28 protein-coding genes and 1 pseudogene are annotated in these 24,040 nt (G+C 36.5%); 11 read left to right on the forward strand and 18 right to left on the reverse strand.

Annotated elements, in window-relative coordinates; all coding sequences use genetic code 11:
- Position 1: 1 nt before the first annotated feature.
- Together AC6CHR_RS23720 and AC6CHR_RS23725 are read right to left on the reverse strand one after the other, a co-directional pair.
- Positions 2 to 427: a DUF3995 domain-containing protein gene (locus AC6CHR_RS23720; RefSeq protein WP_498251613.1), complete on the reverse strand. Its 426-nt coding sequence runs from the start codon at positions 425 to 427 to the stop codon at positions 2 to 4.
- A 575-nt stretch (positions 428 to 1,002) separates the two neighbouring features.
- On the reverse strand, positions 1,003 to 1,290 hold the full coding sequence (locus AC6CHR_RS23725; protein ID WP_498251615.1) for a hypothetical protein: 288 nt from the start codon (positions 1,288 to 1,290) through the stop codon (positions 1,003 to 1,005).
- Positions 1,291 to 1,651: 361 nt separating this feature from the next.
- Here AC6CHR_RS23725 and AC6CHR_RS23730 point away from each other — a divergent pair, with 361 nt between their 5' ends.
- Genes AC6CHR_RS23730 through AC6CHR_RS23745 form a run of 4 tightly spaced genes read left to right on the forward strand, consistent with a single transcriptional unit; the run spans position 1,652 to position 3,825 of the window.
- Positions 1,652 to 1,957 carry a PadR family transcriptional regulator gene (locus tag AC6CHR_RS23730; RefSeq protein ID WP_498251661.1) on the forward strand — a complete coding sequence of 102 codons (306 nt, stop codon included), beginning with the start codon at positions 1,652 to 1,654 and terminating at the stop codon, positions 1,955 to 1,957.
- A gap of 1 nt (position 1,958) precedes the next feature.
- Positions 1,959 to 2,300 carry a DUF1048 domain-containing protein gene (locus tag AC6CHR_RS23735; RefSeq protein WP_498251616.1) on the forward strand — a complete coding sequence of 114 codons (342 nt, stop codon included), beginning with the start codon at positions 1,959 to 1,961 and terminating at the stop codon, positions 2,298 to 2,300.
- Position 2,301: 1 nt separating this feature from the next.
- Positions 2,302 to 3,060 (forward strand): ABC transporter ATP-binding protein, encoded by a 759-nt coding sequence (locus AC6CHR_RS23740; protein ID WP_498251618.1) that lies wholly within the window; start codon positions 2,302 to 2,304, stop codon positions 3,058 to 3,060.
- A 36-nt stretch (positions 3,061 to 3,096) separates the two neighbouring features.
- Positions 3,097 to 3,825, forward strand: coding sequence for an ABC transporter permease (locus tag AC6CHR_RS23745; protein WP_498251619.1), 729 nt, complete (start codon positions 3,097 to 3,099; stop codon positions 3,823 to 3,825).
- A gap of 213 nt (positions 3,826 to 4,038) precedes the next feature.
- Here AC6CHR_RS23745 and AC6CHR_RS23750 read toward each other — a convergent pair whose 3' ends face one another.
- The 4 genes from AC6CHR_RS23750 to cax all read right to left on the reverse strand — a co-directional run bounded on the left by AC6CHR_RS23750 (position 4,039) and on the right by cax (position 8,390).
- Positions 4,039 to 5,286 (reverse strand): TolB family protein, encoded by a 1,248-nt coding sequence (locus tag AC6CHR_RS23750; protein ID WP_498251621.1) that lies wholly within the window; start codon positions 5,284 to 5,286, stop codon positions 4,039 to 4,041.
- A gap of 164 nt (positions 5,287 to 5,450) precedes the next feature.
- Positions 5,451 to 6,245: a YfkD family protein gene (locus tag AC6CHR_RS23755; RefSeq protein WP_498251623.1), complete on the reverse strand. Its 795-nt coding sequence runs from the start codon at positions 6,243 to 6,245 to the stop codon at positions 5,451 to 5,453.
- 72 nt (positions 6,246 to 6,317) lie between these two features.
- A complete protein-coding gene (locus tag AC6CHR_RS23760) occupies positions 6,318 to 6,923 on the reverse strand; it encodes a YczE/YyaS/YitT family protein (protein ID WP_498251624.1) in 606 nt (201 codons plus the stop codon).
- 411 nt (positions 6,924 to 7,334) lie between these two features.
- Positions 7,335 to 8,390, reverse strand: coding sequence for a calcium/proton exchanger (gene cax / locus AC6CHR_RS23765; protein WP_498251662.1), 1,056 nt, complete (start codon positions 8,388 to 8,390; stop codon positions 7,335 to 7,337).
- A gap of 260 nt (positions 8,391 to 8,650) precedes the next feature.
- On the opposite strand from cax, the gene AC6CHR_RS23770 reads away from it, so the two are divergent.
- Positions 8,651 to 9,070 (forward strand): pyridoxamine 5'-phosphate oxidase family protein, encoded by a 420-nt coding sequence (locus AC6CHR_RS23770; protein ID WP_498251625.1) that lies wholly within the window; start codon positions 8,651 to 8,653, stop codon positions 9,068 to 9,070.
- A 239-nt stretch (positions 9,071 to 9,309) separates the two neighbouring features.
- On the opposite strand, the gene AC6CHR_RS23775 is transcribed toward AC6CHR_RS23770, so the two are convergent.
- Positions 9,310 to 9,690 (reverse strand): OsmC family protein, encoded by a 381-nt coding sequence (locus tag AC6CHR_RS23775; RefSeq protein ID WP_498251627.1) that lies wholly within the window; start codon positions 9,688 to 9,690, stop codon positions 9,310 to 9,312.
- Positions 9,691 to 9,844: 154 nt separating this feature from the next.
- On the opposite strand from AC6CHR_RS23775, the gene AC6CHR_RS23780 reads away from it, so the two are divergent.
- Positions 9,845 to 11,038, forward strand: a complete 1,194-nt coding sequence (locus AC6CHR_RS23780; protein ID WP_498251629.1) for an MFS transporter — start codon at positions 9,845 to 9,847, stop codon at positions 11,036 to 11,038.
- A 74-nt stretch (positions 11,039 to 11,112) separates the two neighbouring features.
- Here AC6CHR_RS23780 and AC6CHR_RS23785 read toward each other — a convergent pair whose 3' ends face one another.
- The 3 genes from AC6CHR_RS23785 to AC6CHR_RS23795 are packed head-to-tail and all read right to left on the reverse strand — an operon-like array spanning position 11,113 to position 12,764.
- Positions 11,113 to 11,937, reverse strand: a complete 825-nt coding sequence (locus AC6CHR_RS23785) for a YihY/virulence factor BrkB family protein (RefSeq protein WP_498251630.1) — start codon at positions 11,935 to 11,937, stop codon at positions 11,113 to 11,115.
- 9 nt (positions 11,938 to 11,946) lie between these two features.
- Positions 11,947 to 12,279 (reverse strand): YtxH domain-containing protein, encoded by a 333-nt coding sequence (locus AC6CHR_RS23790; RefSeq protein ID WP_498251632.1) that lies wholly within the window; start codon positions 12,277 to 12,279, stop codon positions 11,947 to 11,949.
- A gap of 14 nt (positions 12,280 to 12,293) precedes the next feature.
- Positions 12,294 to 12,764, reverse strand: a complete 471-nt coding sequence (locus AC6CHR_RS23795; RefSeq protein ID WP_498251633.1) for a low molecular weight protein-tyrosine-phosphatase — start codon at positions 12,762 to 12,764, stop codon at positions 12,294 to 12,296.
- 285 nt (positions 12,765 to 13,049) lie between these two features.
- Here AC6CHR_RS23795 and AC6CHR_RS23800 point away from each other — a divergent pair, with 285 nt between their 5' ends.
- The 3 genes from AC6CHR_RS23800 to AC6CHR_RS23810 all read left to right on the forward strand — a co-directional run bounded on the left by AC6CHR_RS23800 (position 13,050) and on the right by AC6CHR_RS23810 (position 15,056).
- Entirely contained in the window at positions 13,050 to 14,414 is a 1,365-nt protein-coding gene (locus AC6CHR_RS23800) for an alanine/glycine:cation symporter family protein (RefSeq protein ID WP_498251634.1), read from the forward strand.
- Positions 14,415 to 14,618: 204 nt separating this feature from the next.
- A complete protein-coding gene (locus AC6CHR_RS23805; protein WP_498251635.1) occupies positions 14,619 to 14,843 on the forward strand; it encodes a DUF1128 domain-containing protein in 225 nt (74 codons plus the stop codon).
- 60 nt (positions 14,844 to 14,903) lie between these two features.
- Positions 14,904 to 15,056 carry a hypothetical protein gene (locus AC6CHR_RS23810; protein ID WP_498251637.1) on the forward strand — a complete coding sequence of 51 codons (153 nt, stop codon included), beginning with the start codon at positions 14,904 to 14,906 and terminating at the stop codon, positions 15,054 to 15,056.
- Positions 15,057 to 15,227: 171 nt separating this feature from the next.
- On the opposite strand, the gene AC6CHR_RS23815 is transcribed toward AC6CHR_RS23810, so the two are convergent.
- From AC6CHR_RS23815 to AC6CHR_RS23840, 6 genes are all read right to left on the reverse strand, one after another.
- Positions 15,228 to 15,740: a type 1 glutamine amidotransferase domain-containing protein gene (locus AC6CHR_RS23815; RefSeq protein WP_498251638.1), complete on the reverse strand. Its 513-nt coding sequence runs from the start codon at positions 15,738 to 15,740 to the stop codon at positions 15,228 to 15,230.
- A gap of 28 nt (positions 15,741 to 15,768) precedes the next feature.
- Entirely contained in the window at positions 15,769 to 16,002 is a 234-nt protein-coding gene (locus AC6CHR_RS23820; protein WP_498251639.1) for a hypothetical protein, read from the reverse strand.
- Positions 16,003 to 16,008: 6 nt separating this feature from the next.
- A complete protein-coding gene (locus AC6CHR_RS23825) occupies positions 16,009 to 16,293 on the reverse strand; it encodes a hypothetical protein (RefSeq protein ID WP_498251640.1) in 285 nt (94 codons plus the stop codon).
- Positions 16,294 to 16,351: 58 nt separating this feature from the next.
- Positions 16,352 to 17,254 (reverse strand): alpha/beta hydrolase, encoded by a 903-nt coding sequence (locus AC6CHR_RS23830; RefSeq protein ID WP_498251641.1) that lies wholly within the window; start codon positions 17,252 to 17,254, stop codon positions 16,352 to 16,354.
- Positions 17,255 to 17,612: 358 nt separating this feature from the next.
- A complete protein-coding gene (locus AC6CHR_RS23835) occupies positions 17,613 to 18,278 on the reverse strand; it encodes a hypothetical protein (RefSeq protein WP_498251642.1) in 666 nt (221 codons plus the stop codon).
- A 158-nt stretch (positions 18,279 to 18,436) separates the two neighbouring features.
- Entirely contained in the window at positions 18,437 to 19,816 is a 1,380-nt protein-coding gene (locus AC6CHR_RS23840; RefSeq protein ID WP_498251643.1) for an alanine/glycine:cation symporter family protein, read from the reverse strand.
- 307 nt (positions 19,817 to 20,123) lie between these two features.
- Here AC6CHR_RS23840 and AC6CHR_RS23845 point away from each other — a divergent pair.
- Positions 20,124 to 20,503, forward strand: a pseudogene (locus AC6CHR_RS23845) (MFS transporter); the annotation flags it as partial.
- Positions 20,504 to 20,903: 400 nt separating this feature from the next.
- Entirely contained in the window at positions 20,904 to 21,398 is a 495-nt protein-coding gene (locus AC6CHR_RS23850; RefSeq protein WP_498251644.1) for a site-2 protease family protein, read from the forward strand.
- 1,054 nt (positions 21,399 to 22,452) lie between these two features.
- Here AC6CHR_RS23850 and AC6CHR_RS23855 read toward each other — a convergent pair.
- Positions 22,453 to 22,920 carry a GNAT family N-acetyltransferase gene (locus tag AC6CHR_RS23855; protein WP_498251663.1) on the reverse strand — a complete coding sequence of 156 codons (468 nt, stop codon included), beginning with the start codon at positions 22,918 to 22,920 and terminating at the stop codon, positions 22,453 to 22,455.
- 99 nt (positions 22,921 to 23,019) lie between these two features.
- Positions 23,020 to 24,033: a DUF3231 family protein gene (locus tag AC6CHR_RS23860; RefSeq protein ID WP_498251645.1), complete on the reverse strand. Its 1,014-nt coding sequence runs from the start codon at positions 24,031 to 24,033 to the stop codon at positions 23,020 to 23,022.
- Positions 24,034 to 24,040: the final 7 nt, after the last annotated feature.

Consider the following 24,040-nt stretch of genomic DNA (forward strand, 5'->3'; position numbering starts at 1 on the left):
ATCATATGATAACAGCTACTACAAAAGAGATCGCTAAATATAAGCAGAGTGGAATATACATCGATCTATCATATTTGGAAAATTTGGTTCCTTTGATTTTTTTAAAAATACCCATATAGTGAAAGTCACCGATTGTCCGTAAAATAAAGATCGACGCAGTGAGAATACATCCCCATTTTGTCAATGCACCTGGATGATAAAAAGGTAAATACCCGCTTTGAGCCAATAGAATGATAGAAAAAAGCAGGAGAAAAAAGGAAACTAATAATGTAATTAACATAGGAGGAACAATTACAGTGCTTGCTCCATCTTCTTTTACCGGAAGAGTAGCACCTATTCCCCATCTTCCTCCAAAAGCCCAATAAACATGAATAAGACTAACAAAAATCAATATACCAGTAGATGAAAAAATGAGAAACAAGGCCATCAATGATCCCTCCTGATGATATCCAATACAATTCGTCTCGACTCACACATAAACACTTTTAGAAATTTACGATTATATAATAAGTATAAAAAATCTGGTTCATAGAATTAATACGCAATATCAATTTTTTCCCTTGTTTCAGTTGTTGATCATTGTTTCCTTTCATCTTTCCTTCGAATGTTTCACGAATCAAGGAATGATCTGTCTCTTTTTCAATCATGAATTACCTTCACAAAGACAAAAGTAACTTTCTTCCCAACATTTAATCATTTTTCCATTATCACAACTCTCCCTTTTTCTACACCTTACCATGTTAAAATTTGTATTACGATGAACTATGGGACTATTTTACATTTGAAAAACGACCATTTTTTGACAGCAACTAAGCAAAAAAGCTACTAAAGTATTAATTTTCTAAAAATAACTTAAAAATGAATACTGATACAAATAAATCAGTTAACATAATGAAACATTAAAGGTATATAAAAAAGGATCTTCGATTTGAAAATCCTTTATCTGTCTGTTCAATTAAAGCTCCCTTTTCTGGAACAAAGATAGTAGGTTTATTTAATTTCCTATTGATTCATTACAGCGAATCCAATCCATCCAATTAATAAAATGTTCGGAGAGATCAATAATACTGATAGCCACCTGATGTTTTTTCTTAGGGGGATAGCAGCTCCAAGGTAAAAGAATGGACATATCAAACCCCACCATTCAAAACGTGGTGTTGAAGCTAAGTAGAGCGATAATGGCGTTATAAGTAGGCTGGAAATTATAAGGAATTTTGGCTGCTTAGAACCAAGAGCTATAAATGAAAAGATAATTGAAGCAATCATAAATGGCCAAAATAATAATTCCATAAATGTCCTCCTTAAGTTCTTGAATTCTGATCAGGAACGCGCGCTTTAGTATCAAGAAATACTATTACAATTAAAAATACCACAATCACAAGGGTTCTTGTAGATAGAGAATTTATGCCTTCTTATCTTTTCAAAAAACATTTTTACTATTTTTTACATTTTTTGTTGACACCTATCGCTACTAAGTGTTACGATATACCTGTACTCAGTAACACTTAATACCAGTATCACTAAGTAGCCTAAAATTAAAATTCTCGACACTTTAACTACTAAGTGCTTTTATACTTCGGTACTAAGTGATACTGAATATGGGTAATACTAAATAGTGATTGGGGTGATTATTACGGAACATTTAACCGAAATGCTCAAAGGTGTATTAGAAGGGTGTGTTTTGGAAGTTATTAGCCGAGGTGATACTTACGGCTATGAAATTACCCGTCGGCTGAATGGGCTGGGCTTTACGGAAGTTGTGGAAGGAACAGTCTACACCATTTTGATACGACTGGAAAAGAAAAAGCTGGTGAATATTGAGAAAAAACGTTCTGAAATGGGTCCCCCACGTAAGTTTTATACGCTAAACGAAGCAGGACACAAGGAACTGCAACAATTTTGGAAAAAATGGGATTTTGTTTCATCAAAAATGAATTCTTTAAAGGAGGAAAAATAACATGTTGAATTTTTTTAAAAAAATGATTGGTGATAAAAAAGAGTATAAAATGATGATGGCACGTGTAGATGCCCTACCGGAAGATTATCAATTCGTATTTGAAAAGATTCAAAAATATATGTGGAATTTTGCAGCAGGAGACGGTTATGATATGTTGAAAATTTATTATGAATTAATCGATTTATTCGAAGCCGGTGCAGCGGAAGGCAAAAAAGTTTTGGAGATTACCGGCGAAGACGTGGCTACCTTCTGCGATGAACTGTTGGAAAATGCCAAAACGTACACTGCCAAATGGCGTGAGGACCTAAATGAAAGCATCATGAAAGAATTGGGAGGCGAGTAGCATGAGTAACCTCGCCGTTTCCGTAAAAGGACTTGAAAAATCATATAAAGATCTCCCAGTATTAAAAGGTGTCGATTTTGAAGTAAAGCGCGGCAGTGTGTTCGCTCTATTAGGCTCCAATGGCGCTGGTAAGACGACTACAATTAAGATTTTAACGACATTGATCAAAGCAGATAAAGGTGAAGCAGAAGTTTGCGGCGCAAATGTTCAAACAAATCCGAATCAAGTCCGTGAGAAAATCAGCCTAACTGGGCAAAGTGTAGCGTTAGATGATATTTTGACAGGTCGTGAAAATCTTGACTTGGTTGCAAAACTTCGCCATTTGCCTGATCGAAAAAAAGCTGTGGAGGAAAGTTTAAAACGTTTTGATTTAGTAGCAGCAGAAGGTAAACCTCTGGCTACTTATTCCGGTGGGATGAAACGTCGCTTGGACTTGGCTATGACCATGCTTGGTTCACCGGAACTTGTTTTTCTTGATGAACCGTCTGTTGGACTTGATCCAGAAGCTCGACTAGCTTTGTGGGATGTGATTCGCCATTTAGCAGCATCTGGTATAACTATTTTTCTTACAACTCAATATTTAGAAGAAGCAGAAGAATTGGCTGACAACATTGCCATTTTGCATGATGGAAAAATTATCGTCCAAGGTACAATGGAGGAGCTAAAGACAGTTCTTCCGCCTAAAAAAGTAGAATACGTGGAAAAACAGCCGACACTTGAGGAAATTTTCCTCGCTGTCACTGGGAAGAAGGGAGAATAAATCATGAGTAAACATTTTTTTAATGATACCATGACCATGAGTGGACGGGTGATGAAACATTCTTTCCGCAGCATTGATACGATTATTACAACCATACTCATGCCGATTATGCTGATGTTGGCTTTCGTCTACATTTTCGGGAGTGCCATGACAATGGATAAAGTTGATTATGTAAACTTTATTGTGCCTGGTGTAATCTTAATGACCATCGGAATGGGTATTTCCTATACAGCAGTCCGAGTGAATATGGATATGACAAAAGGAATTTTTGACCGTTTCCATTCCATGCCAATAGCCAAATCTTCCATTTTGAGCGGGCATGTGATATCGACATTGCTATTAAACCTATTTTCAGTAGGTGCGGTCATGCTTATTTCTTTACTGATGGGATTCCGTCCCCATGCTGATTTTGTAGAATGGTTGTTGGCAGCCATTCTGATTATTCTCACCATTTTCACTTTCACTTGGATGGCAGTACTTGCCGGACTTGTATCAAAATCTTATGAAGGTGCCAGCGTATTCTCTTATTTGCTATTGGGACTTATGTTTGTAAGCTCCGCTTTTGTTCCAACTGATGATATGGGCAGAGGACTTCGTGCTTTTGCTGAAAACCAGCCAATGACACATCTTGCTGGAGCCATTCGTTCGCTATTGACTGGACAACCGGACTCTGGTGCCATTGTGACAGCTGTTATCTGGTTAGTTGGCATTGCGATTTTGTTTTATGTGTTGTCGTTGAAGGTGTATAAAAGTAAAATGAACTAACTCCTAGATGATAAGAATCTTACCTAAAATGTTCTTCTGATTAAAATTCTCTATTTATTTTAAAATCCCTGTTCCAGTATAGCCCTATTGCTGAACAAGAAAATATCCTCCATATCAACTTTATTATCATTATTGAACTTTATTTCCAAGCCACAACATGACAAGAACTGGATCGGTTTATGATTCAGTTCTTGTCTCTGCAAAAGCTACTGATCAATTCGGATAAATCTCAATTTCGTCTACATCTTCTAACCACTTTTTATCCTCAGACCCATCTGTATTCGCTATCCATATATCTCGATGGTCATCGGTAATCGACTTCCCTCGATACCAGATGAGTTTATCCATACCCTTAATAAATATCGGATGATAGTCTCCAAAACCATCTGGTGGATTCGTTAGTTTCTCTTGCTGATGATCATTTATAGAGATTGCATAAAGTGCCGGCTGTGGATGCACAGTAAAATCATTTGACCATTCTTTTTCTTTTACTCTTGACGTAACAATCCTCTGATCATTCACCCATGTAAAATCTAACTCTGCATAATCCTCTGGGGTAAGCGTTCCAGACACTGGAAACTCTTTTACATTTAATTTTTTATTAGTAAAACCATAGACGATTCTGCCACCACCAGCAATAAAGGCAATGATATCCTTTGAAGGTGCCCATTTAGGTTCACCAACTCCAAAAATAACTTCTGCTAACACGTCCATTTTCTTGCCATCACTCGAAATGACAGAAAGCATATTACTATCCATCGACCAAGATGCTGTCGGGGAAACAATAAAAGAGATCCACTTATTACTTGGTGAAAATGAGAAATTATCCGCATGGATCGAAAGGATACTATTTTCCTCACCTAATTGCTTAGGCACGGTGAAAAAATGTTCTACCGGATTGTTCAAAAGATGATCATATTCATCCGTTAACTTCTTCTTGTATAAGATAGGATTTGTCCAGCCGCTTGGTAAAAGATTGGCTTGAGATGATAACAGGAAGCCACTTCCATCTGGTAACCAAGTATAACTGCTTACCCCTAACGATACATTATAAAATTGGTTTAAGTCGGAAATATTCAACACTTGACGATCTAGAAATGCAACAATATGTTTGTCCGGTGCCCACTGTGGTGAAAACCCATTGTAATAGACCTTACGTTTTTTTCCAGTATCAGGATGATAGACCCAAATCTCATTTTGCATTTGCCCACCCTGGTTCTCGGATGGAGCTTCAATTTGAAACAATAACCACTGTCCATCATCAGACCATTGAAGATCTGGATTCACATTCTCGGTAAAGGTAATCTGTTTTTCCTGACCATTTATGTACGTCCATAGATTTTGATCGCGAATAAAGGCAGCCTTTAGATTCTTATCCTCAATCACATCTTCAGCTGAAACGGCACTGGGAAGAAGACTAAAGCTAATCAAAATGATCAGCATAACAGCAATTCTATTCATATGCTTACACCTCCATAAATAATAGCTTTCTAATACTATTTACTTTGGATGTAATTATATGTAATGAGTTGAACTAATAAGATCATGACCCCTTTAGCGAAGCACGTTTTCAAAAAAGACATAAGAAAAGACCAACACGGATTGCGCATTGATCTTCTCGAATCTTATCTTGGTTGATCGGCAGTTGTAAAACCGAATGATGCATGGTCCTGCAATGGAATCCAACCACCTATTCCTTGCGAGGTCACATTTTTTACGACAATGCCTTTCTTATTACCCTTCAATTCTAAATAAACCTCACCATATGTTACTTTTCCCTTTTCATTAACAGCTGGGGCATATGCATATAAGTAACCAAGTTTTTTTGGTGGTATATTATATACTTGGTCCTTCTTGGTACCAGCACCAACGATGGTATCCCATGATAGTGGTAGATTCGTTTTTTTCATTGCTTTGAGGAGCATCATTTTTTTAACATGGTCTGCTTCAGGAACCTTTGCAGTTAAAGCACCCTTAACGTGTTTCTGCGCCTCTTGTTTATAATGAATTTGAATCGGTGATTTCCCACCACGGTTATCCTGAAAATTCGTATTGATCTTTTGATATTCCCAATTTGTTGCTGTTTCTGTTGACTCATAGTTAAGCGCCCACTGACCTAGAAATATTGTTGCGCGATACCCAAAAGCAAGCGGTGCATCTGATATCGTAGATTCATTTAAGATGCGAATTAGATCAGGATTCTCGATCGGAACACTAGACGTATCAATTAGTGTTTGGGTCAACTCACTTGGTTGTAAAAAAGGTAAATCCTGTGTTGGATTTGGATATGTGTTTTCTTTCGTTAACTCCATGACAGAACCAGGAATTTTTTGCTTTTGTTGTTTTCCTTCTGCCCAGGCAGAACTTGAAAAACTGAATGATAAAAGCAGGACTAGAGAAACGAGCAACCTTATTTTCATTATTACTACTCCCTTCAAAATGCTTATCATTAGTGTTTTCAAAGTTCATTTTGTTTATCCACCTTTTTTACGTCATCCTTTAAATAATAATTCATACCTCTTCGTCATCGGAACATTGATATATTGAATAAGCGGTCCAATGAGAAAAGTAATGATAATGGTCCCAATACCAATCGGACCTCCCAAAATCAAAGCAAGAATTAGCGCAGTTACCTCTCCAATTGTTTTTGCAATCATAAAATTCAGATGAAATCTTTCGTGTAATGAGATCATTAATTGATCAATTGGATTTGCTGGGAATTTTGTTTGTAAATACATCGCCACACCAACGGCAATGAAGAAAATTCCAGCTATAAGCGATAAAACTCGGTAAATAAGCATGTCAAAAACGAGATTTTCCATCACAATCATTAGCCAAAAGTCAACTGAAAACCCGATAAGTAAAATAGTGAATAACGCCAATAGTCGTGGCTTTCCTTTTACGATAAAGGCATTTAAAAACATTAAAATAATCCCAATTATGATGACCCAACTACCCACAGTTAAGCCAATAATACTTGAAAGGGCTACATTTAATGCATCCCAGGCTCCTGCACCTAAGTCCGCTTTTATCGTTAACGTGACACCAAATCCCATTAAAAAGAGCCCTACCAAGTAAAATAAAATTCTAATTTTCATGTTATGTTCCTTTCTAGCATATGTCATTATTAAGGACGAGACCTATCTATTATATTGATATGACTCGTTTGTTAAAGTATTAATGAAGCTTGAAATAAACCCAGTTGTCTATAGGATCTACTTCCTTTATTAGAGTACCACTTTTTCGTTAGCAAATGGGGACCTCATTTTAACTGAGGCTATATTCGCAACGATTGTTGTTTTTCGTACATCACTCTACTTCACGGATTAGCCTATCCTCGTGCTATTTTCGCTTATTTATTTGGTCCTAATTCTTTTGAAGTGACAGGTACGTGTAAAATCAACAAACTTTTAGAAAAGAGCCTTAACTGAAGATGTTCGATACAAGGTAAAGACTCCATGCATTTTCGCATAGAGTCCTATAACCTTACTATTTATGTTATTCAGGTTTTATAATAGGTAAAAGCCAATTCCCATAATAATATAGGCGGCCAATAATGTTGCGCCTTCAAACCAGTTAGTATCTCCATCATTTGTGATTGAAATCGTTAATAAAACAGCTGTTACCATCGAAATTAATTCCGGTAAGGTAAAGACTAATGGCATACTATTCTCAAAAAACAAAGAGATTATCACTAATAGTGGTGCGACAAACATCGCTACCTGTAATGTTGAGCCAACTGCTATTTCAACAGCAATATTCATTTTATTTTTATAAGCCATAATAATCGCTGATGCATGTTCTGCAGCATTCCCGACAATTGCTACGATAATGACCCCAATAAATAATTCTGACCAGCCAAACTGCTCACCCACTGTTTCAAATGTATGTACAAGACTTTCTGATACATATGCTACTGCAACTGTTGCAAGTAGTAAGATCGTTAGTGCTTTCTTCTTAGACCATTCAGGCTTCTCATGCTCTTGAACCACATCAGTGTCTTGCTGATATACGCCGCGATGTGTGACAAGTCTAAAAAATAGTGCTGCTAAATAAAGCACAATTAAGATAACTGAAATACCAATACTTAAGGACAATGTTTTCGCTTCATCCATTTCCATTGAAAAAACTTCTGGGATAACAAAGGCGACGATTACCGCAAATATCAAAAGTCCTGAGTTATGTCTTGCATCATAGATACTGAATTCTTGACGCTTGAATTTTAACCCTCCTACAAAAAAACTTAAGCCTGCAACTAGAAGTAAATTCCCTAATACCGACCCCGTCAAAGAAGCTAAAACGACACCCATTAACCCGGCCTTTAATGCGAAAATTGAGATGATTAATTCTACTGCATTTCCGAATGTTGCATTTAGCAATCCACCAATACGAGGACCCGCTACAATTGCCAAACTTTCCGTTGCCCTCCCCATAAAACCAGCTAGCGCAATAATCGTAAGACAATAGACAACAAACATTACCACTGATGGAAAATGAAAAATATTGCCTATAACAGACAATGGAACGCCTATCATCACCATGATGCTAAATATTCGATTGACCATACCTTCACCTATCCTCATATTCAGATGTTTTCTATAAATGACAATACCTTTTTTTAATCGATTAAAAACCTATGCTCCAAACATCGGACCTACTATTTAGTGAAACTTCTAAATCTTCTCCTCTCAATAATATAGGTGCATTTATATATGTATGAAATGAAATTTTTTACGCATAAATAATGAGGAACGATTAGTAAAATGTGATGAAAGTTCTTGCCTTTTACTAACGCTATTTTATGGAATTAGAGAGGAGATTATCCATGAGTGATACAATAAAGTCAAAAATGCTTGATGTTTTAGAAAATCACAAAATAGGTACGTTAGCTACATTAAGAGGTGATAAACCTTTTACAAGATTTATGTTGTTTTTCAATGAGGAATTAACGTTATTTACTGCTACGCATAGTGAAACTCATAAAGTTGAGGACATTAGTAAAAATCGCTATGTACATATTTTGTTAGGGAATGGACGTACAGGTTGGGATCAACCTTATGTGGAAATAGAGGGAACCATCTCTGTAGAGGACTCCAAAGAACGCAAGGAAAAATTTTGGAATGATAAACTAAAAAACTGGATACCAAGTGCGGACGATCCTAATTATTTACTTTTAAAAATAACACCGATCTCTTACCGTTATTTTGAGAGCTCTTCAAGTGAGGCTGAGGTACTCACTATTTAGTTACTTTAGTGACAAAGGGACTAGCCTGGGGCCAGTCCCTTTGTCAATCTTCTTGGCTCTTTTCTAAAAGTTTGTTGCTCTCGGACTAATAAAAATCGGCTTTTGGATTTTTATTATGTAAATTCAAGCAATCTCCAGAGGGGTATCAGAGTCATTTAGCGAAAAGAGCACGGTGATAAGCTTCTAACGTGTACTACTTTGTATGGAAAGCAACAATCTTTGCGAAAACAGCCATCTTCTTAAACTAAGTCAAATGTCTCTTCAACCTCGATACTACCCTTTATAGATTGAACCATTGGACAATTTTTACCCGCTAATTCTATTGATTGTTGAATTTTGTGACGCTCTAAATCCTGTCCTTTTATGAGATAATGAATATGAATTTTTTCAATCCGATTCGCCTCATCTTCATTCCGCTCGACAGTAGTTGAAATCTTCATATCTTCAATCTCTATTCTTTTCTTCGTTAATATTTTCCTAAGAACACCCCCGCTACATACTGCAATCGATGCTACCATTAATTGATATGGTCGATATCCATATGTTTCATCCCCTGCAACGTGTAGCTCTCCATAGTCTGTTGTTGTTTTAAACCCAACTTCCTTCATTGTAAATTCCATTTTTTTCACCTCTGCAATTTTCCTATTATTGTACACGATTTTCTCTACATGTGAATAGAATCTTGAATTCTAGCTTATTTCGTAATAGAGTATAACTTACATCTAGTTGCTGGTTTTTCCAGTAAATCTACATTTAAGAATTTGAGGTTCAATCATGAAAAAGCAAAACATACGTTTTTGGATTTTAATATCAATTGTTGCTATCTCGGGGTTTAGTCAAGGAATGCTGCTTCCATTAATAGCCGTCATTTTTGAAAACAGTGGAGTCTCTTCAGCATTAAATGGTTTGAACGCAACTGCGTTGTATATTGGTATATTACTTATATCACCTTTTATGGAATATCCACTTAGGAGATTTGGTTTTAAACCTATCATTATAGTGGGTGGTCTTCTAGTGGCCGTTTCATTAGCATTGTTTCCCCTTTATCATTCATTCTGGTTTTGGTTCGGACTGCGGCTATTAATCGGAATTGGTGATCATGCAATACACTTTGGAACACAGACATGGATTACTTCGTTTTCGGCAGAAAATAAACGCGGCCGCAATATATCTTTATATGGGTTGTTTTTCGGAGTTGGTTTTTCAGTTGGTCCATTAATGACCCCCTTAATCAATATTCATGAAACATTACCATTTATTATCTCTTCTGTTCTCTGCTTTATTGGCTGGTCATTCCTTTTCTTACTTAAGAACGATTACCCAGAGCAGACAATTGAGGTAAACTCCATAAAGGAAACGATGAAACGTTTTGGCGAAGCAACTAAGTACGGTTGGGTGGCATTCTTACCGCCATTAGGCTATGGCTTTTTAGAATCCTCTCTAAATGGTAGCTTCCCCGTTTACGGATTACGAATTGGTCTTGGCGTCACCAATATCTCTATTTTATTGTTTTCATTCGCAATTGGAGCCATTGTTTTCCAACTACCCTTAGGTATGCTCAGTGACAAATTTGGGAGAAGGCCTATCTTAATGACAATCCTTTTATTAGGCTTCGTTAGTTTTACAACAGCTAGTTTTGTTGAAGCAAATGTCTTGGCGTTAACAACTTGTCTTTTCATCGCGGGGATGTTTGTAGGCTCTACCTTTTCACTGGGGATCAGCTATATGACAGACTTAATGCCTAAAAATTTGTTGCCCACCGGTAACCTTCTATGTGGCGTCGCTTTTAGTATTGGTAGTTTAGCGGGACCCTACTTAGGTGGTATTTTCATAGAGTATACAAAAAATATTAGCTACTTCCTGATCATTAGTTTTATGTTACTCTTCATCTTTATTGCGATAACAGCTTTTCGACCAAACCAAGACACAAATACGACCTACAATCATGATAAAATACCCTTGAACTAACTCAAGCAAAAAAGTCCAATTGACTTATGGTTAACATAGTCAATTGGACTTTTTTATATTAAATTGATTTGCCATCATTTAGCTGCATGCTTTCGTTGATATAATATAGCATTTAATTCCCCGCCAATAATGGTGATCATCCCTGATAAATAAAGCCAGATCATCAACACAATGATTCCACCGATACTCCCGTATGTGGCACTATAGTTAGCGAAGTTCCCTACATAATAAGAGAATGCCAGTGAAACAACAATCCAACCAATCGTTGCAGCAAATGCACCAGGTAATCCATCTTTAATGTGTAGATGTTTGTTTGGTGCAGCAAAATAAAGTGCTGAAAAAACAACAAATAAGATAATACCACTAAGTACCCATCTCAACGTATTCCAAATCATTAAGAATTCTTCGGAAAATCCAAAGTTTGAAAAGATAAACAATCCGATCTCCCTACCAAACACAGGCAATAATAAGGCCACTAAAATGACAAATACCATGGCAATTGTCAGCACAATCGCCATACCACGTGCAACAAGGAACGATCTTGTTTCATCGACATCATACGCTCTATTGAACGCTTTTACTATTGCATTTATTCCGTTTGATGCAGACCAAATTGTTGCAATTATACCAAAGGACAGTAATCCGCCATTTTTTTTATTTAAAATTTGCTCTAACGTTTCCTCAATCATATCTAACGTTTCACCAGGAGCAAAACCCCTAATCGTACCAAGGACATCCTCTTGTGAAATCGGTAAATATCCAACTAAGGTGATCATAAAAATTAAAAACGGGAACAAAGACAAAAGGAAAAAATAAGAAAGCTGTGCGGATAATCCTGCTACATCATCATTCTTAGTACGATGGAATAATTCTTTTAGAAATGAGCCTTCTTTAAACATTTTTCCACCTCACGAATTTTGTCGTTTTGGAAAGAATCGATCCCTCGTTTCTTGTAAGATACTAAGTACTTCTGGTGTTGTTTCTTTTAACACTTTAACTTTATCGTTCATAAACGAGAGATCCTCTGATACTTCCTGTACAGTATCCTTAACCCCATCAATCTGTTGCTTCACATCATCTGTAAATGATGTTGGTTTCTCGATATACCCTTTCATTTTTAAAGAGAGATTATTCCCTGTCTTCATAACATCCTCACGTGTATGTTTATCTAATAGTGAAACAGCCGCCCCGACAAGCGCTCCTACCAATATACCTGTTAACAACTTATTTTCATTTTTCATATCCGTTTCCCCCATTAAAGATTATGAATTTCCTTGATTTCATCTAAAAGATTCTCACAACTTTTACTAATCATTTCATAAACCTCATCAAAATTACCAGTGTAATATGGGTCAGGTACATCTGTCATAGGATGCTCCTCTAAATAATCAAGAAGCCTTACTATTTTCCCCGTCTGATTATAGCCTGCTAAACGTCTAATATTCCCAATGTTTTCATTATCCATGCCTATGATGTAATCAAAGTCAGTTAGGTCTTCTGTTACTAATTGTCTAGCCTTTTGACCTTCGTATGAAATATGATACCTGTCTAAGATTTGACATGTTCCTTCGTGTGGAGGTTTTCCTATATGCCAACCACCCGTTCCTGCAGAATCTATTCTTACTTTTCCATCCAGCCCCTGTTCATTCATTAAATGCCTCATAACCGCTTCAGCCATCGGCGAACGGCAAATATTCCCTAAACAAACAAATAAAATGTTAACCATCTTGTCCTCCTATCACTATTACCCGAATTTTTTCAAAACTAACCGATACCTTAAAATCTAAGTATCTCTTCTCTTATATGTATTACCAACATGAACGAAACAGGATCACTTTGTTAACTAGTAAATCCACCTCTCTACCTAATCATAATGTTTTTTCAGAAAGATTTCCTTATCCTTACCGAAAAATTTTGACATTTACATTTAGCCTTAAGAATATCTTTCATTAAGTAACTGATTGGACATTCATGACAAGGGGTTACTATACATTTTTAAGAGGAGGATGTTATGGAAGCATTTGAGACGTTTATTGGTGAGATTAGCAGCTTTGTTTGGGGACCGCCACTGCTAATTTTATTGGTCGGTACAGGTTTATATTTAACGATTCGTTTAGGTTTTTTACAATTTAGGTTATTACCATATGCTTTAAGGTTGGCATTTTCTAAAAAACAGGACAAAAAGTCTGAAGGAGATATTTCTCATTTCCAGGCACTAATGACTGCACTAGCTGCAACTGTTGGAACTGGTAACATCGTTGGCGTTGCGACTGCCGTGTTAATGGGTGGACCTGGTGCTGTTTTTTGGATGTGGATCACGGCACTTGTAGGAATGGCTACAAAGTATTCAGAGGCTATCTTAGCTGTGAAATATCGTGTGAAGGATAAAAACGGTGAAATGTCCGGTGGTCCAATGTACTATTTAGAACATGGATTAAAGCAAAAATGGTTAGGTGTGTTATTTGCAATTTTTGGAGCAGTTGCAGCATTTGGAATTGGCAACATGGTCCAGTCAAATTCAGTTTCAGGGGTAATGAAGTCAACTTTTTCCGTTCCAACAATTGTAACAGGAATCATCATTACTGTCTTTACTGCACTTGTTATTTTAGGTGGGATAAAATCAATCGGTAGAGTAACAGCTTATTTTGTTCCAATCATGGCCTTATTTTATTTAATTGCTGGAATCATCATTTTAATCATGAATGCTACCTTAATACCTGACGCCGTTTCCCTCATTTTTTCGGATGCATTTACAGGAGAAGCCGTAGCCGGTGGTGCCATTGGAGCAGTTATTCGTTGGGGTGTCGCACGTGGTGTGTTCTCTAATGAAGCAGGTCTTGGTTCAGCACCAATCGCTGCAGCAGCTGCAAAAACGGACTATCCTGGCCGTCAAGCTCTCGTTTCAATGACACAGGTTTTTATCGATACCATTCTTATTTGCTCGATAACAGGAATTACCATTGTCATGGGTCAAGTATACACAAATGGTGGAGCTGAAGGTAATTCACTTACTTCGATCACCTTTGAACACTTTCTCGGACCTGCTGGATCGATAATCGTTGCCATCGGCATGCTTTTCTTTGCCTCCTCAACGATTTTAGGTTGGTCTTACTATGGTGAAAAGTGCTTTACCTACCTCTTTAATGAATCGATTGTAAAGTATTATCGTTACGCATTTGTTCTTGCTGTCTTCCTTGGTTCAATCACAACAATCGATGTCGTATGGGGAATTGCCGATGTCATGAATGGATTAATGGCATTTCCTAACTTAATTGGTCTCCTTGGCTTATCTGGTGTGGTCGTTGCAGAGACGAAGAGGTTTCTAACGGTAATAAAGGAAGAAAAACAACAGAAAAAAGCAGGCTCAGCAACGTAAGAAGACTTGACTACTATTTTAAATAAAGAGGCAAAATGATAACATGTTTGAATCATTTCCTTGATAAGTTTTTAGATGCTTGTATATAATTCGTGTTACAATACAGAAAAGTGGAAACAACTCAACATAGCTAAGATATTCTTTATCTTGTTGAACAAAGCCACAATGGCGAGATAATAAACCCGTTAGAAAGGAATGGAATCAGTGAATCTAACAGAAAAATCAGCAGAAAACGTTGAGTATATGATTGACCAAATCAAAGAGAAATTAAAAGTTCTCAATTTCGGTGCTATCAAATCTACACATTTTGACGAAGAAATGTATGAAGAGCTTAAAGATGTATATGAGCTAGTTATGAAAAAAAATTCATTCAGCCCAAACGAAATGCAAGCAATCGTTGAGGAACTAGGCAATCTGCGCAAAGTCTAATAAAATTCTATTCTAAACCTCCCCCTCATGAACATATGATTCAATGAGGGGGAGGTTTTCATGTTAAATTGGTGGTTAGCTACAATGAGCATAGTAGGATTCCTCTTTATATCAATTGGTCTTGTCATCTATACAATGAAAATTTCTATTAAAACTGAAGATTCAATACGCATTGACCCTTTACCTGAAGATACGGTGGATAAAAAGGCATAAAAAGAAGAGGCTAACTCAAAAGACTTGATAAACTCCCACAAAATCATTGTAGTGTAAATGTCGGAGTAGGGCCTTTTGAGACAACCTCTTTTTCTGATTAACTATTTCAATATCGTTACATTTTAAAGTCACATCATAACTAAGTGACAACCATCATCTTCTATATTTACTTTAAAGTAACTTCAATGATTCTCTTGTGAACGCTGGAATATCATCCGGTGTTCGACTAGTCACAAGCTGGCCACCACAAACGACTACCTCTTTGTCATGAAAATTCGCACCCGCATTCATTAGGTCGACTTTAATTGAAGTATAGCCAGTAACATCACGATCTTTCAACGCTTCAGCTGAAATAAGCAACTGTGGACCATGACATATTGCAAATACTGGTTTCTTCTCATCCATAAATGCCTTTGTAAAAGAAACATAACGTTGATCCGCTCTTAAGATATCTGGAGAAAATCCTCCCGGGATGAATAACGCATCAAACTCACTCTGTTTAACCTCATCGATACATGCATCAATCTCAACTCTAGCATCACCTTTTTTTCCCTCTACTACCTTACCTTTTACTCCCTCAATAACCGTTAAACTATGCCCTGCTTCCTTAAATTCCTTCGCTGGATCCTCATATTCTGAGTCCTCAAATGAATCTGTTAATAAAACAGCTATTTTTTTTGACATCCTACGATCAAGCCTCCCATTAATTAGTCTATTTATTTTTTACCCTAGCTTGTATGAGGTAAACATGTTTATTACATACTGTTTTAGGTAAGAGAGGCTTTCGTTTAGTTGTTTTTAAATCATATGGTCCTAGATAGCACTTTTCTACTTGGATTGAGCCATTTTTCTTTGGAATTACGTCGCTTTTCACCGGAATTGAACCACTTCTTCTTGGAATTGCACCGCTTTCCTCAGAAATTGAACCACTTCTCCGAAATTGCACCGCTTTTCACCAGAATTGAACCACTTCTTCTCGGAATTGCGCTGCTTTTCCCAGGAATTGAACCACTTCTCCGGAATTGCACCGTTTTTCACCGAAATTGAACCACTTCTTCTCGGAATTGCACCGCTTTTCCCAGGAATTGAACCACTTCTCCAGTATTGCACCGCTTTTCACTAGAATTGAACCACTTCTTCTCGGAATTGCACCGCTTTTCACTAGAATTGAACCACTTCTTCTCGGAATTGCACCGCTTTTCACCAGAATTGAACCACTTTTCCAGTATTGCACCACTTCTCCCCAGAATTTAGCCAACCTCCCTCCAAAAATCAAATCAAAACATCAAAAATTCTTATTCCACATACTCAATAAACTCATTGACTTTCTTCTCGTAGCCTTTTGGATCGATGTTATATGCCTCAGCATGGCCTGCTTTGGGGACTACATATAACATTTTCTTGTCTTGTTTTCGAGTGAACATATCTACTGTCATTTGGAGAGGGATAAACGAATCTTCTTTACCGTGAATGAAGAGTATGGGTGTTTTGGTATCTTCAAGTCCTTTTATCGGGGAAATGTCCGGAAAACTCCAGCCATGGCGTACTTTTATTAGATAATTGACAAGTTTAATCAGTGGGTTTAATCCTAGCTTTGTATCTGTTTTGACTCTTAACCGTAAAAGGGAGTATAAGTCACTAAAGGAACAATCTGCAATGCAGAATTTCACGCGTGAATCGCACTTACTAACTTCCAAGGCAGTGGCTGCTCCAAGTGATTCGCCTAATAAACCGATAAAAGTTTTGTCTCCCATTGAGCGAACTAAATAGTCGATCCATGCCTTTAGGTCATCTTTTTCATAATACCCATATGATGTATAAGTCCCACCACTTAAACCATGGTATCTATGGTCACATAATAGAACATGGAAACCCTTTTTTTGAAACATATCTACATATTTAAAGCTACCAAATAACGACCACTTAATACCATGGGCAATGATGATCACCTTTTGCCCCTTTTCTACTGGAAAGAACATGCCATGAAGCTGATAGCCATATTTGGACTGAATAAATAAATCCTTTTTTCTTTTTGATTGAAAGAGTCGATCATTAATTTCCCCCTTTTGAATTCCTAGCTTAAAGGTCTTGTCATACGGTACACGATTTGGCGAAAGAAGCAAGTGACATAAAAGGATCACGACAAAAATACTGACGCAGATAATAACTAAAAGTGATACAAACAATGGATACAACATCAGCTTCCTCCTAACTAGGCTTAGGCTTTTTATATCCTATTGTTGCGCCTAGTAGGGTGTGAGAAGTTTTTTAAAGAAGGCTGTTTTCGCAAAGATAGGCTGAATTTATAAAAAATAAATCTTTACGAATTCAGCCTATCTTCGTGCTCTTTGCGTACAAGCATAAGACGCTCAGCAAGATGTCTTTTACCTTCAATTCCTGACTTATTAACCTCGGAAAAGGTAGTTTTCTTTTTCCCATCGAGGGGCTAGGCGCTGGAGCTGGATGTCGTAGAGATTATCAATAGTTATAATCTCCTGAGAAATCAGTAAAAACCACCGCTCTAATTCAAAAGCGGTGGTCCTATCTACCTTCATGTTAGATTGTCCATTGATCATGTACGATAGCGACTAGCTTCCATTCACCTTCTGCATCCTTTTCAAAGACGATATTTAAAGCCTTCCAGTCCATATTGGCATTTTCTTCGGTACCCTTTATATAATATTCGACTGTATGGGAATTAGGAAATAGCTCTGAAATATTCCTTTTTGTATTTCCACGTGGCTCATTCGGGTCGTACTTAACTTCATCTGCTTTTAAATAATTGCCATCAAAAATGTAATCTTGGTAATAGTCACTAGGTGCTAATTCGATCGGTTCCCCGCTACCATCTTGGTGACCCCAAGTATATGTTTTGGTTTCCTTAGAAAAGGTCTTTATTTTATCTTTATCAAAGGTAACCGCATCTTCCTCAATATAAACATGTGGGGAAAAAACAACACCCTTTTGATCATGCACATAAGTAGCTAACTCTTCCTCATCCTTGGTCTCTAGTAGCTTAAGGACCTCTTTACTCTTTTCCAATATTAACTCTTCCGTCTCTTCTTCGGTTAGATTCTCTTCAACTACATCCTCTTTTTCATTAGTTTCTGTTGTCTCTTCTTTAACCTGGTCTGATTCATCCTCATTAACAGTGTCATTACTACAGGCTACCGTAGTCATAAACAAGATCAAAAGCATTAACGTAAAAGTATACTTTTTCATTGTGCTCCACCTCCATGTTTATTTGTGCTACTGAACCTTTTCGACATTCTTCTTTTTTACTAGGTTAGCCATTAGTAAATATCGTTGTTAATAAGCTTTTCACATCCTAGTCATTTTATTCAAAGATTCACTCGAAAAACCTCTGTCTATATGGAAGCTTATGTTTTATTTTTCTTGATATCCTTTAGATAATATTTTTCAGATGTAAAAAATTCATTCTTTAACTGTTTTACTTCTTTACTTAGTAATAAGAGTGCAATCACGTTTGGCAATAGAATGGCTGCAAGTGCTAGGTCAAGGAATTGCCAAATGACCTTAGCTCCACCAATTGCACCGATGACAATCGATACTAGATAAACAATTTTCATCCATTCACCCATTTTAAAACCAAATAGAAATTCAGCTTGTTTTACACCATAGTAGATGATAACAACAATTGTTGATAGGACAAAGAAAATCAGTGAAATGCTGACTAAATAACTACCAATAGGACCTAGGTAGTGCGAAAATGCAGCAGATGTTAAGGATGCAGGATCTCCCATTGCATCATCCCTCATCCAAACATTTGAAGACAAAACAACAAACGCTGTAGCACTACAGATAATTAATGTATCGATGACAATTCCGATAATTGACCAAAAACCCTGTCTGACTGGATGGTCTGTTTGGGCAGCGGCATGAGCAATAGGTGCTGTACCTAAACCTGCTTCATTCGAATATAATCCACGTGCAAAACCCCAACGAATCACTTCCCCAATTGCTGCACCAGCAAAACCACCTACAGCTGCCATTGGTTGAAAAGCATAAGTGAAAATTAAATCTAAAACATATGGTATTTGCTCTATATTCATTAACAGGATCAATAATGCTCCACCAACATAAAATAATGCCATAAATGGGACAAGAATTTCCGTTACTTTCCCAATTCTTTTTATTCCTCCAAACACAACTAGGGAGACTAGACCTGCAATACAAATACCTGTTATAAGTGGTGGAATTTGAAATGACTCTTGAACGGAAGATGAAACAGCATTACCCTGGACCATGATACTAGGTATAAGTTCAAGCATAAGAGCGAAGGCAAACCACACACCTAGCCATTTCATCTTAAGACCCTTTGTCATGTAATACATCGGACCGCCTACATATTCACCATGTTCCGTCTGTTCACGATACTTTACTGCTAGTACACTTTCAGAGAACTTAATTGACATGCCTATAATAGCAATAACCCACATCCAGAAAATAGCCCCTGGACCACCAAACATGATGGCAGCCGGTACTCCGACAATATTAGCTGCACCAACTGTTGAAGATAACGCAGAAGTTAATGCTTGAAGAGGTGTAACCGATCCTTTCCCCTTCGGCTTTTTAAAAACACTCCCTAGCGTCTGTTTGAAAATATAAATTGGATACCTAAACTGAAAAAATCCTAAAAGGCATGTTAAATAAATACCAGTTATCGCTAATAGGATAATAAGAGGCGGTCCCCAAAGCCAACCCGATACTTCACTTACAACCTTAAATAATTGGTCCATCGCTTTACCTCCTTTTGGTTTTATTGTTAAGCGATTTCCCTAAATTGTATTGAATAAAACGTAGAGTAACCAAAACAGTCTATGGTTACTCACAGTTTCCGTTTAATTCGCATTCAAGGACTCTTTCCGAAATACGGGCCAACTGTTCTTCTTCTTTTCTTTATACGTATTCATAAATGCTTACAACATTCACTTCTGTTCCTCACGATCAAACCAAAATAACTAGCCGAATATCATACTATTGTATTTCGAAATCCGAAATAGTATGAAGAATACGAAAGATTACAAGAACTGAGGTAAGCCAGCTATGAGATTACGAGATTGGATTCTAACCTTAAAATTCGCCTGTATGGTGATGCTTTAATGAATATCTCCTATTGGATGTTTTTCCCCTTTTTAACTATCTACTTTGCAGATGCCTTTGGAAAAGAAAAGGCTGGACTATTTCTTATTATTTCTCAAGTATTTTCTGTTCTTTCCAATTTGATGGGAGGATACTGTTCTGACCGATTTGGCCGGAAAACAATGATGGTTGTCTCCTCATTTGGTCAAGGGTTAGCATTTATTATCTTTGCACTTTCAAATTCACCATGGCTAGACTTACCTATATTAGGGTTTCTTTGCTTTTCATTAGCAGGGGCATTTGGTGCCTTTTATTGGCCAGCTTCACAAGCAATGGTTGCAGATGCACCGATCGCAATACCAATGTCACTTTGGATCGGTTACCCGCTCACATTTTCTATACTAGGCGCACTAGCTGTATTTAGTGGTCTTCTTTACTATGTCATGTTTCAGATGGTCGAACGTAAAACACTAAAGCATCGTGAGACTTATTAATGGTTCACACAATGCCGCTTTAAAATATAGATATTGTTTTTCATAAAAAGCACGACCTCAGACTATCTATCATAGCCTGAAGTCGTGCTTTTTGGGCTTATAGAGTTACTCACCTTCACCTTCCCACATTTGTGACTTTTTACGTGAATTCTCCTGTTTTTGTTAAAATGTCTGACGAGCAGGGTAGTGTAACTAAGGTGAAAAGGTTCATCTCCTTTTCATTTTCACGTAAGGAAATGGGGGCTTTTAGATGTTTGGTATAGACGACTTCTTAGTGTTTTTTCGGGCATTTTTCATAGTCTTTCCAATCGTTACACTCATCCATGTATTCGGCCATTATTTATTTGCTAGGATCAATGGCTGTCAAGGATCTAAAATCATCATTGGATGTGGAAAAAGGCTCTTTTCAATTCGAAATATCGAAGTTCGAACGTTTTACTTCTGGGATGGCAGTTGTGTGTTTTCCAATATAAAGGTAAAAAGTAAATTCCGTCACATCTTAATCTATTTTGGTGGGTCTCTATTTAATATGTTGGCCATTTTCATGGTCCACATGTCAATTAAGCTAGACCTAATAGAAGCTTCAAGCATAACCTATCAATTCATCTATTTTTCCATCTATACAATATTCTTTGCATTAATGCCAATGGATTATCCAAACGGTAGTCCAAGTGATGGAAAGGCGCTTTTCCAAATTTATAAAAATCAAAAAGTTGATGAACCTGAAGATTGTGAATGGAGATAAAGTCCATTTTCTTCTACAAGAAATAGATTAGGATCAACACATAAAGAGGCTGGGTCATAACCAAAGGTTCATTTGTCGCTTCGCTGTTCTTTGGTAATTGTTCATCATTTCCGCCTAAAATAAAAAAGGAAAAGCAACAATTCAATCGTTGTTTGTATGCTAGTAGAACTACAACCTAAAAAAATGGTTCTTAATACTTATAAAAATTGACTAGTATCAATCCTAGTGGAAGTTTCGTAGTAATGAAAAGTTATTACTACGAAATCAATAAAAAAGCCAATAGCCAAACCCATATCTATCAAGGGTTTGGCTATTTTTCTACCTACTTTATGTAACTAGATTTGTATAAGGTATTCATGTGATACTTTAAGAGCTTGTTAAACTAACGTAAGCAGATTAGTTAAAGATTGAAACGTTTACTATTATTTAACCGTATTAGATTGTAACAGGTAAATTAAGAAGGAACATTTTGGTTTTATGCTTTCTTGCCGAAAATATCGCAACAGTCCTATCAATGCTGGTTAAGGAGTTTATAGGATGATTAAGAATTTAAAATTAAATTTTTTAGGATATTTCATATTTTTCCCATTGATATTTATGATCAGTTTTTTCATTTGGATGTATCTGATTAAAGACAGTGATTTATGGACTGTTTTATCAGATTGTACATCTGTTATTGGGTTGTATTATTTCATTACTAGTTTCATTTTTGTTTTTGTATTTAAAAATAAAATATGATATAAAGCATCATGTAAACTAAAGTGTTAAGTTAGTTCAACAAGTATCCAGAATCAGATGTTATATGTATTAAAAAAGAATATTCAAGTTGTTATTATCCCCTTCCCTAATAGTGGACAGTAAAGAAAGGATTGAGCTGTCTTCTATGGAGGGGACTATTAATGGAGAAAATGAGAACCACCTATACAAAAGAAATTAAGCTAAAAGCGATAATTTCTACCAAAAGATAAATATGGGTATTAGATCCATTTCAAAAGAATTTTTGTCTACTTAGCTGGGATAAGACCCATTTGGAAGATCCTTTTAACTGAAACCTTTATTTATGTACCAGGCTTGGTTTGTCTAAGTACCAATGAATCATTGTTTCTGTTGCATTCACTTTTTCCATGCCTAGTTTTTCTAACACTCGAATAGAACCATAATTATCATGAAGTGTTTCAGCTACTATATTATCTACTTTTGATGTTCGAAAAGCCCACTGAATTAATGCTCCTAAAGCTTCTGTTCCATAACCCTTGTTCCAATACTTTTCAAGAAGACCGTATCCTACTTCTACCACTTTATTTTCGTCCGGTTTTCCTTTAAAACCTATATCTCCAATGATTACACCATTGGACTTTTTAACAACAAACCAACTCCCCCAATACAATAGTGAGGGGTCTTCCATTAACTGTTTTAAATAGGTTGAAACTTCTGGTCCGTTATCAACGTTTTGATTTATTGCCATTTGAACGGTTTCTTCAGTACAAGCTACAATTTTTAATCTGTTCGTTTCAAATACCAATATACTGTCATTCTCCTTCTTATTAAACATAATTCATTATACCTTTTGTTCGTTTAACTCATTAACAAAAACTCCAAAGTGATTTTTCCATTCATACGTCTAATCCTTATTATTCGCGAGGTCTTTACGGTCGATTGATTTTGGTGGTTGCTCCATCCATCCGTGATCAATCATAATATTAGCACCATCTTCTACATATAGCCCAATCTTCATTAGAAATCGAGCATACATTGCTCCAAGATCACGCCTTCCATTAAGTGATATAGCATTGGCATAAGACCTAAATTTCATAGAAAACATATCTATCTTGTGCCATAACATTAATTTATCCGAAAAAGGGGAAAAGGTTGAAGTGCTTACTAGGTCGTCCAATAACGAAGCCGATGGCAAGTTATCTCTATGTAGCTGCTTTGAACATTCTTCTATTTGGTTATTTGTCATTTCCTTTCCTCTTAAAAGAAACTTTTGCACTCTCTCATTTTTAGCTACTTGACTAAAACCAATTAATAAACCCTTACTAGTTACATTATTTTCAATATTATCATACAGATGTGAAATCTCTAATGCGTGAAGAGATCTAACATCTCCCAAAAAACCATTTAAATAATTTTGTTTTTTTACAAAATCAACTTTGTCTGGTATAGGAATTTGTGGGGGCATTATATAATGTCCCTTTGCCATTAATGTATCATTAACCTTAGTTATTAAATTTATTGTGGAGTTAAGAGTTTTGATAAAAAAGTCTCTTATGTCTTCTCTTGCCATTATAGGTATGGCTATTGAATAAATACTCATTCCTGCTTTACTCGTATATTTCAAGTAATGAAGATAAAATTCATCAGAAAATAACCTTGGAGCACCTAAGTTCACATCTTCATCCGTAAACCCAACTGGTACAGGAAAGTTTTCTTGAATAAATATATCTTTAATATTTTCCACAAGCTTCCCACTTAAATTTAGGGCATCTTTTACAACTTCCTTGATGTCTTGATCGTCGATATGTTTAAGATAATAACTGAGTACGCACTTGGCCATAGTATTCCCTGTATAAGTAACCCAAAGCTTTCCCATTTCAGTAGATGTTAATCTCATATGATTGTGACTTTTTTCCATAAAAGAA

Source organism: Metabacillus sp. GQ13 (assembly GCF_059758525.1).

Excerpts from the sequence above, each read along its gene's own strand:
- AC6CHR_RS23720 (WP_498251613.1), bottom strand. The coding sequence starts at position 427 with ATGGCCTTGTTTCTCATTTTTTCATCTACTGGTATATTGATTTTTGTT.
- AC6CHR_RS23725 (WP_498251615.1), bottom strand. The coding sequence starts at position 1,290 with ATGGAATTATTATTTTGGCCATTTATGATTGCTTCAATTATCTTTTCA.
- AC6CHR_RS23730 (WP_498251661.1), top strand. The coding sequence starts at position 1,652 with ATGCTCAAAGGTGTATTAGAAGGGTGTGTTTTGGAAGTTATTAGCCGA.
- AC6CHR_RS23735 (WP_498251616.1), top strand. The coding sequence starts at position 1,959 with ATGTTGAATTTTTTTAAAAAAATGATTGGTGATAAAAAAGAGTATAAA.
- AC6CHR_RS23740 (WP_498251618.1), top strand. The coding sequence starts at position 2,302 with ATGAGTAACCTCGCCGTTTCCGTAAAAGGACTTGAAAAATCATATAAA.
- AC6CHR_RS23745 (WP_498251619.1), top strand. The coding sequence starts at position 3,097 with ATGAGTGGACGGGTGATGAAACATTCTTTCCGCAGCATTGATACGATT.
- AC6CHR_RS23750 (WP_498251621.1), bottom strand. The coding sequence starts at position 5,286 with ATGAATAGAATTGCTGTTATGCTGATCATTTTGATTAGCTTTAGTCTT.
- AC6CHR_RS23755 (WP_498251623.1), bottom strand. The coding sequence starts at position 6,245 with ATGAAAATAAGGTTGCTCGTTTCTCTAGTCCTGCTTTTATCATTCAGT.
- AC6CHR_RS23760 (WP_498251624.1), bottom strand. The coding sequence starts at position 6,923 with ATGAAAATTAGAATTTTATTTTACTTGGTAGGGCTCTTTTTAATGGGA.
- cax (WP_498251662.1), bottom strand. The coding sequence starts at position 8,390 with ATGGTCAATCGAATATTTAGCATCATGGTGATGATAGGCGTTCCATTG.
- AC6CHR_RS23770 (WP_498251625.1), top strand. The coding sequence starts at position 8,651 with ATGAGTGATACAATAAAGTCAAAAATGCTTGATGTTTTAGAAAATCAC.
- AC6CHR_RS23775 (WP_498251627.1), bottom strand. The coding sequence starts at position 9,690 with ATGGAATTTACAATGAAGGAAGTTGGGTTTAAAACAACAACAGACTAT.
- AC6CHR_RS23780 (WP_498251629.1), top strand. The coding sequence starts at position 9,845 with ATGAAAAAGCAAAACATACGTTTTTGGATTTTAATATCAATTGTTGCT.
- AC6CHR_RS23785 (WP_498251630.1), bottom strand. The coding sequence starts at position 11,937 with ATGTTTAAAGAAGGCTCATTTCTAAAAGAATTATTCCATCGTACTAAG.
- AC6CHR_RS23790 (WP_498251632.1), bottom strand. The coding sequence starts at position 12,279 with ATGAAAAATGAAAATAAGTTGTTAACAGGTATATTGGTAGGAGCGCTT.
- AC6CHR_RS23795 (WP_498251633.1), bottom strand. The coding sequence starts at position 12,764 with ATGGTTAACATTTTATTTGTTTGTTTAGGGAATATTTGCCGTTCGCCG.
- AC6CHR_RS23800 (WP_498251634.1), top strand. The coding sequence starts at position 13,050 with ATGGAAGCATTTGAGACGTTTATTGGTGAGATTAGCAGCTTTGTTTGG.
- AC6CHR_RS23810 (WP_498251637.1), top strand. The coding sequence starts at position 14,904 with ATGTTAAATTGGTGGTTAGCTACAATGAGCATAGTAGGATTCCTCTTT.
- AC6CHR_RS23815 (WP_498251638.1), bottom strand. The coding sequence starts at position 15,740 with ATGTCAAAAAAAATAGCTGTTTTATTAACAGATTCATTTGAGGACTCA.
- AC6CHR_RS23830 (WP_498251641.1), bottom strand. The coding sequence starts at position 17,254 with ATGTTGTATCCATTGTTTGTATCACTTTTAGTTATTATCTGCGTCAGT.
- AC6CHR_RS23835 (WP_498251642.1), bottom strand. The coding sequence starts at position 18,278 with ATGAAAAAGTATACTTTTACGTTAATGCTTTTGATCTTGTTTATGACT.
- AC6CHR_RS23840 (WP_498251643.1), bottom strand. The coding sequence starts at position 19,816 with ATGGACCAATTATTTAAGGTTGTAAGTGAAGTATCGGGTTGGCTTTGG.
- AC6CHR_RS23850 (WP_498251644.1), top strand. The coding sequence starts at position 20,904 with ATGTTTGGTATAGACGACTTCTTAGTGTTTTTTCGGGCATTTTTCATA.
- AC6CHR_RS23860 (WP_498251645.1), bottom strand. The coding sequence starts at position 24,033 with ATGGAAAAAAGTCACAATCATATGAGATTAACATCTACTGAAATGGGA.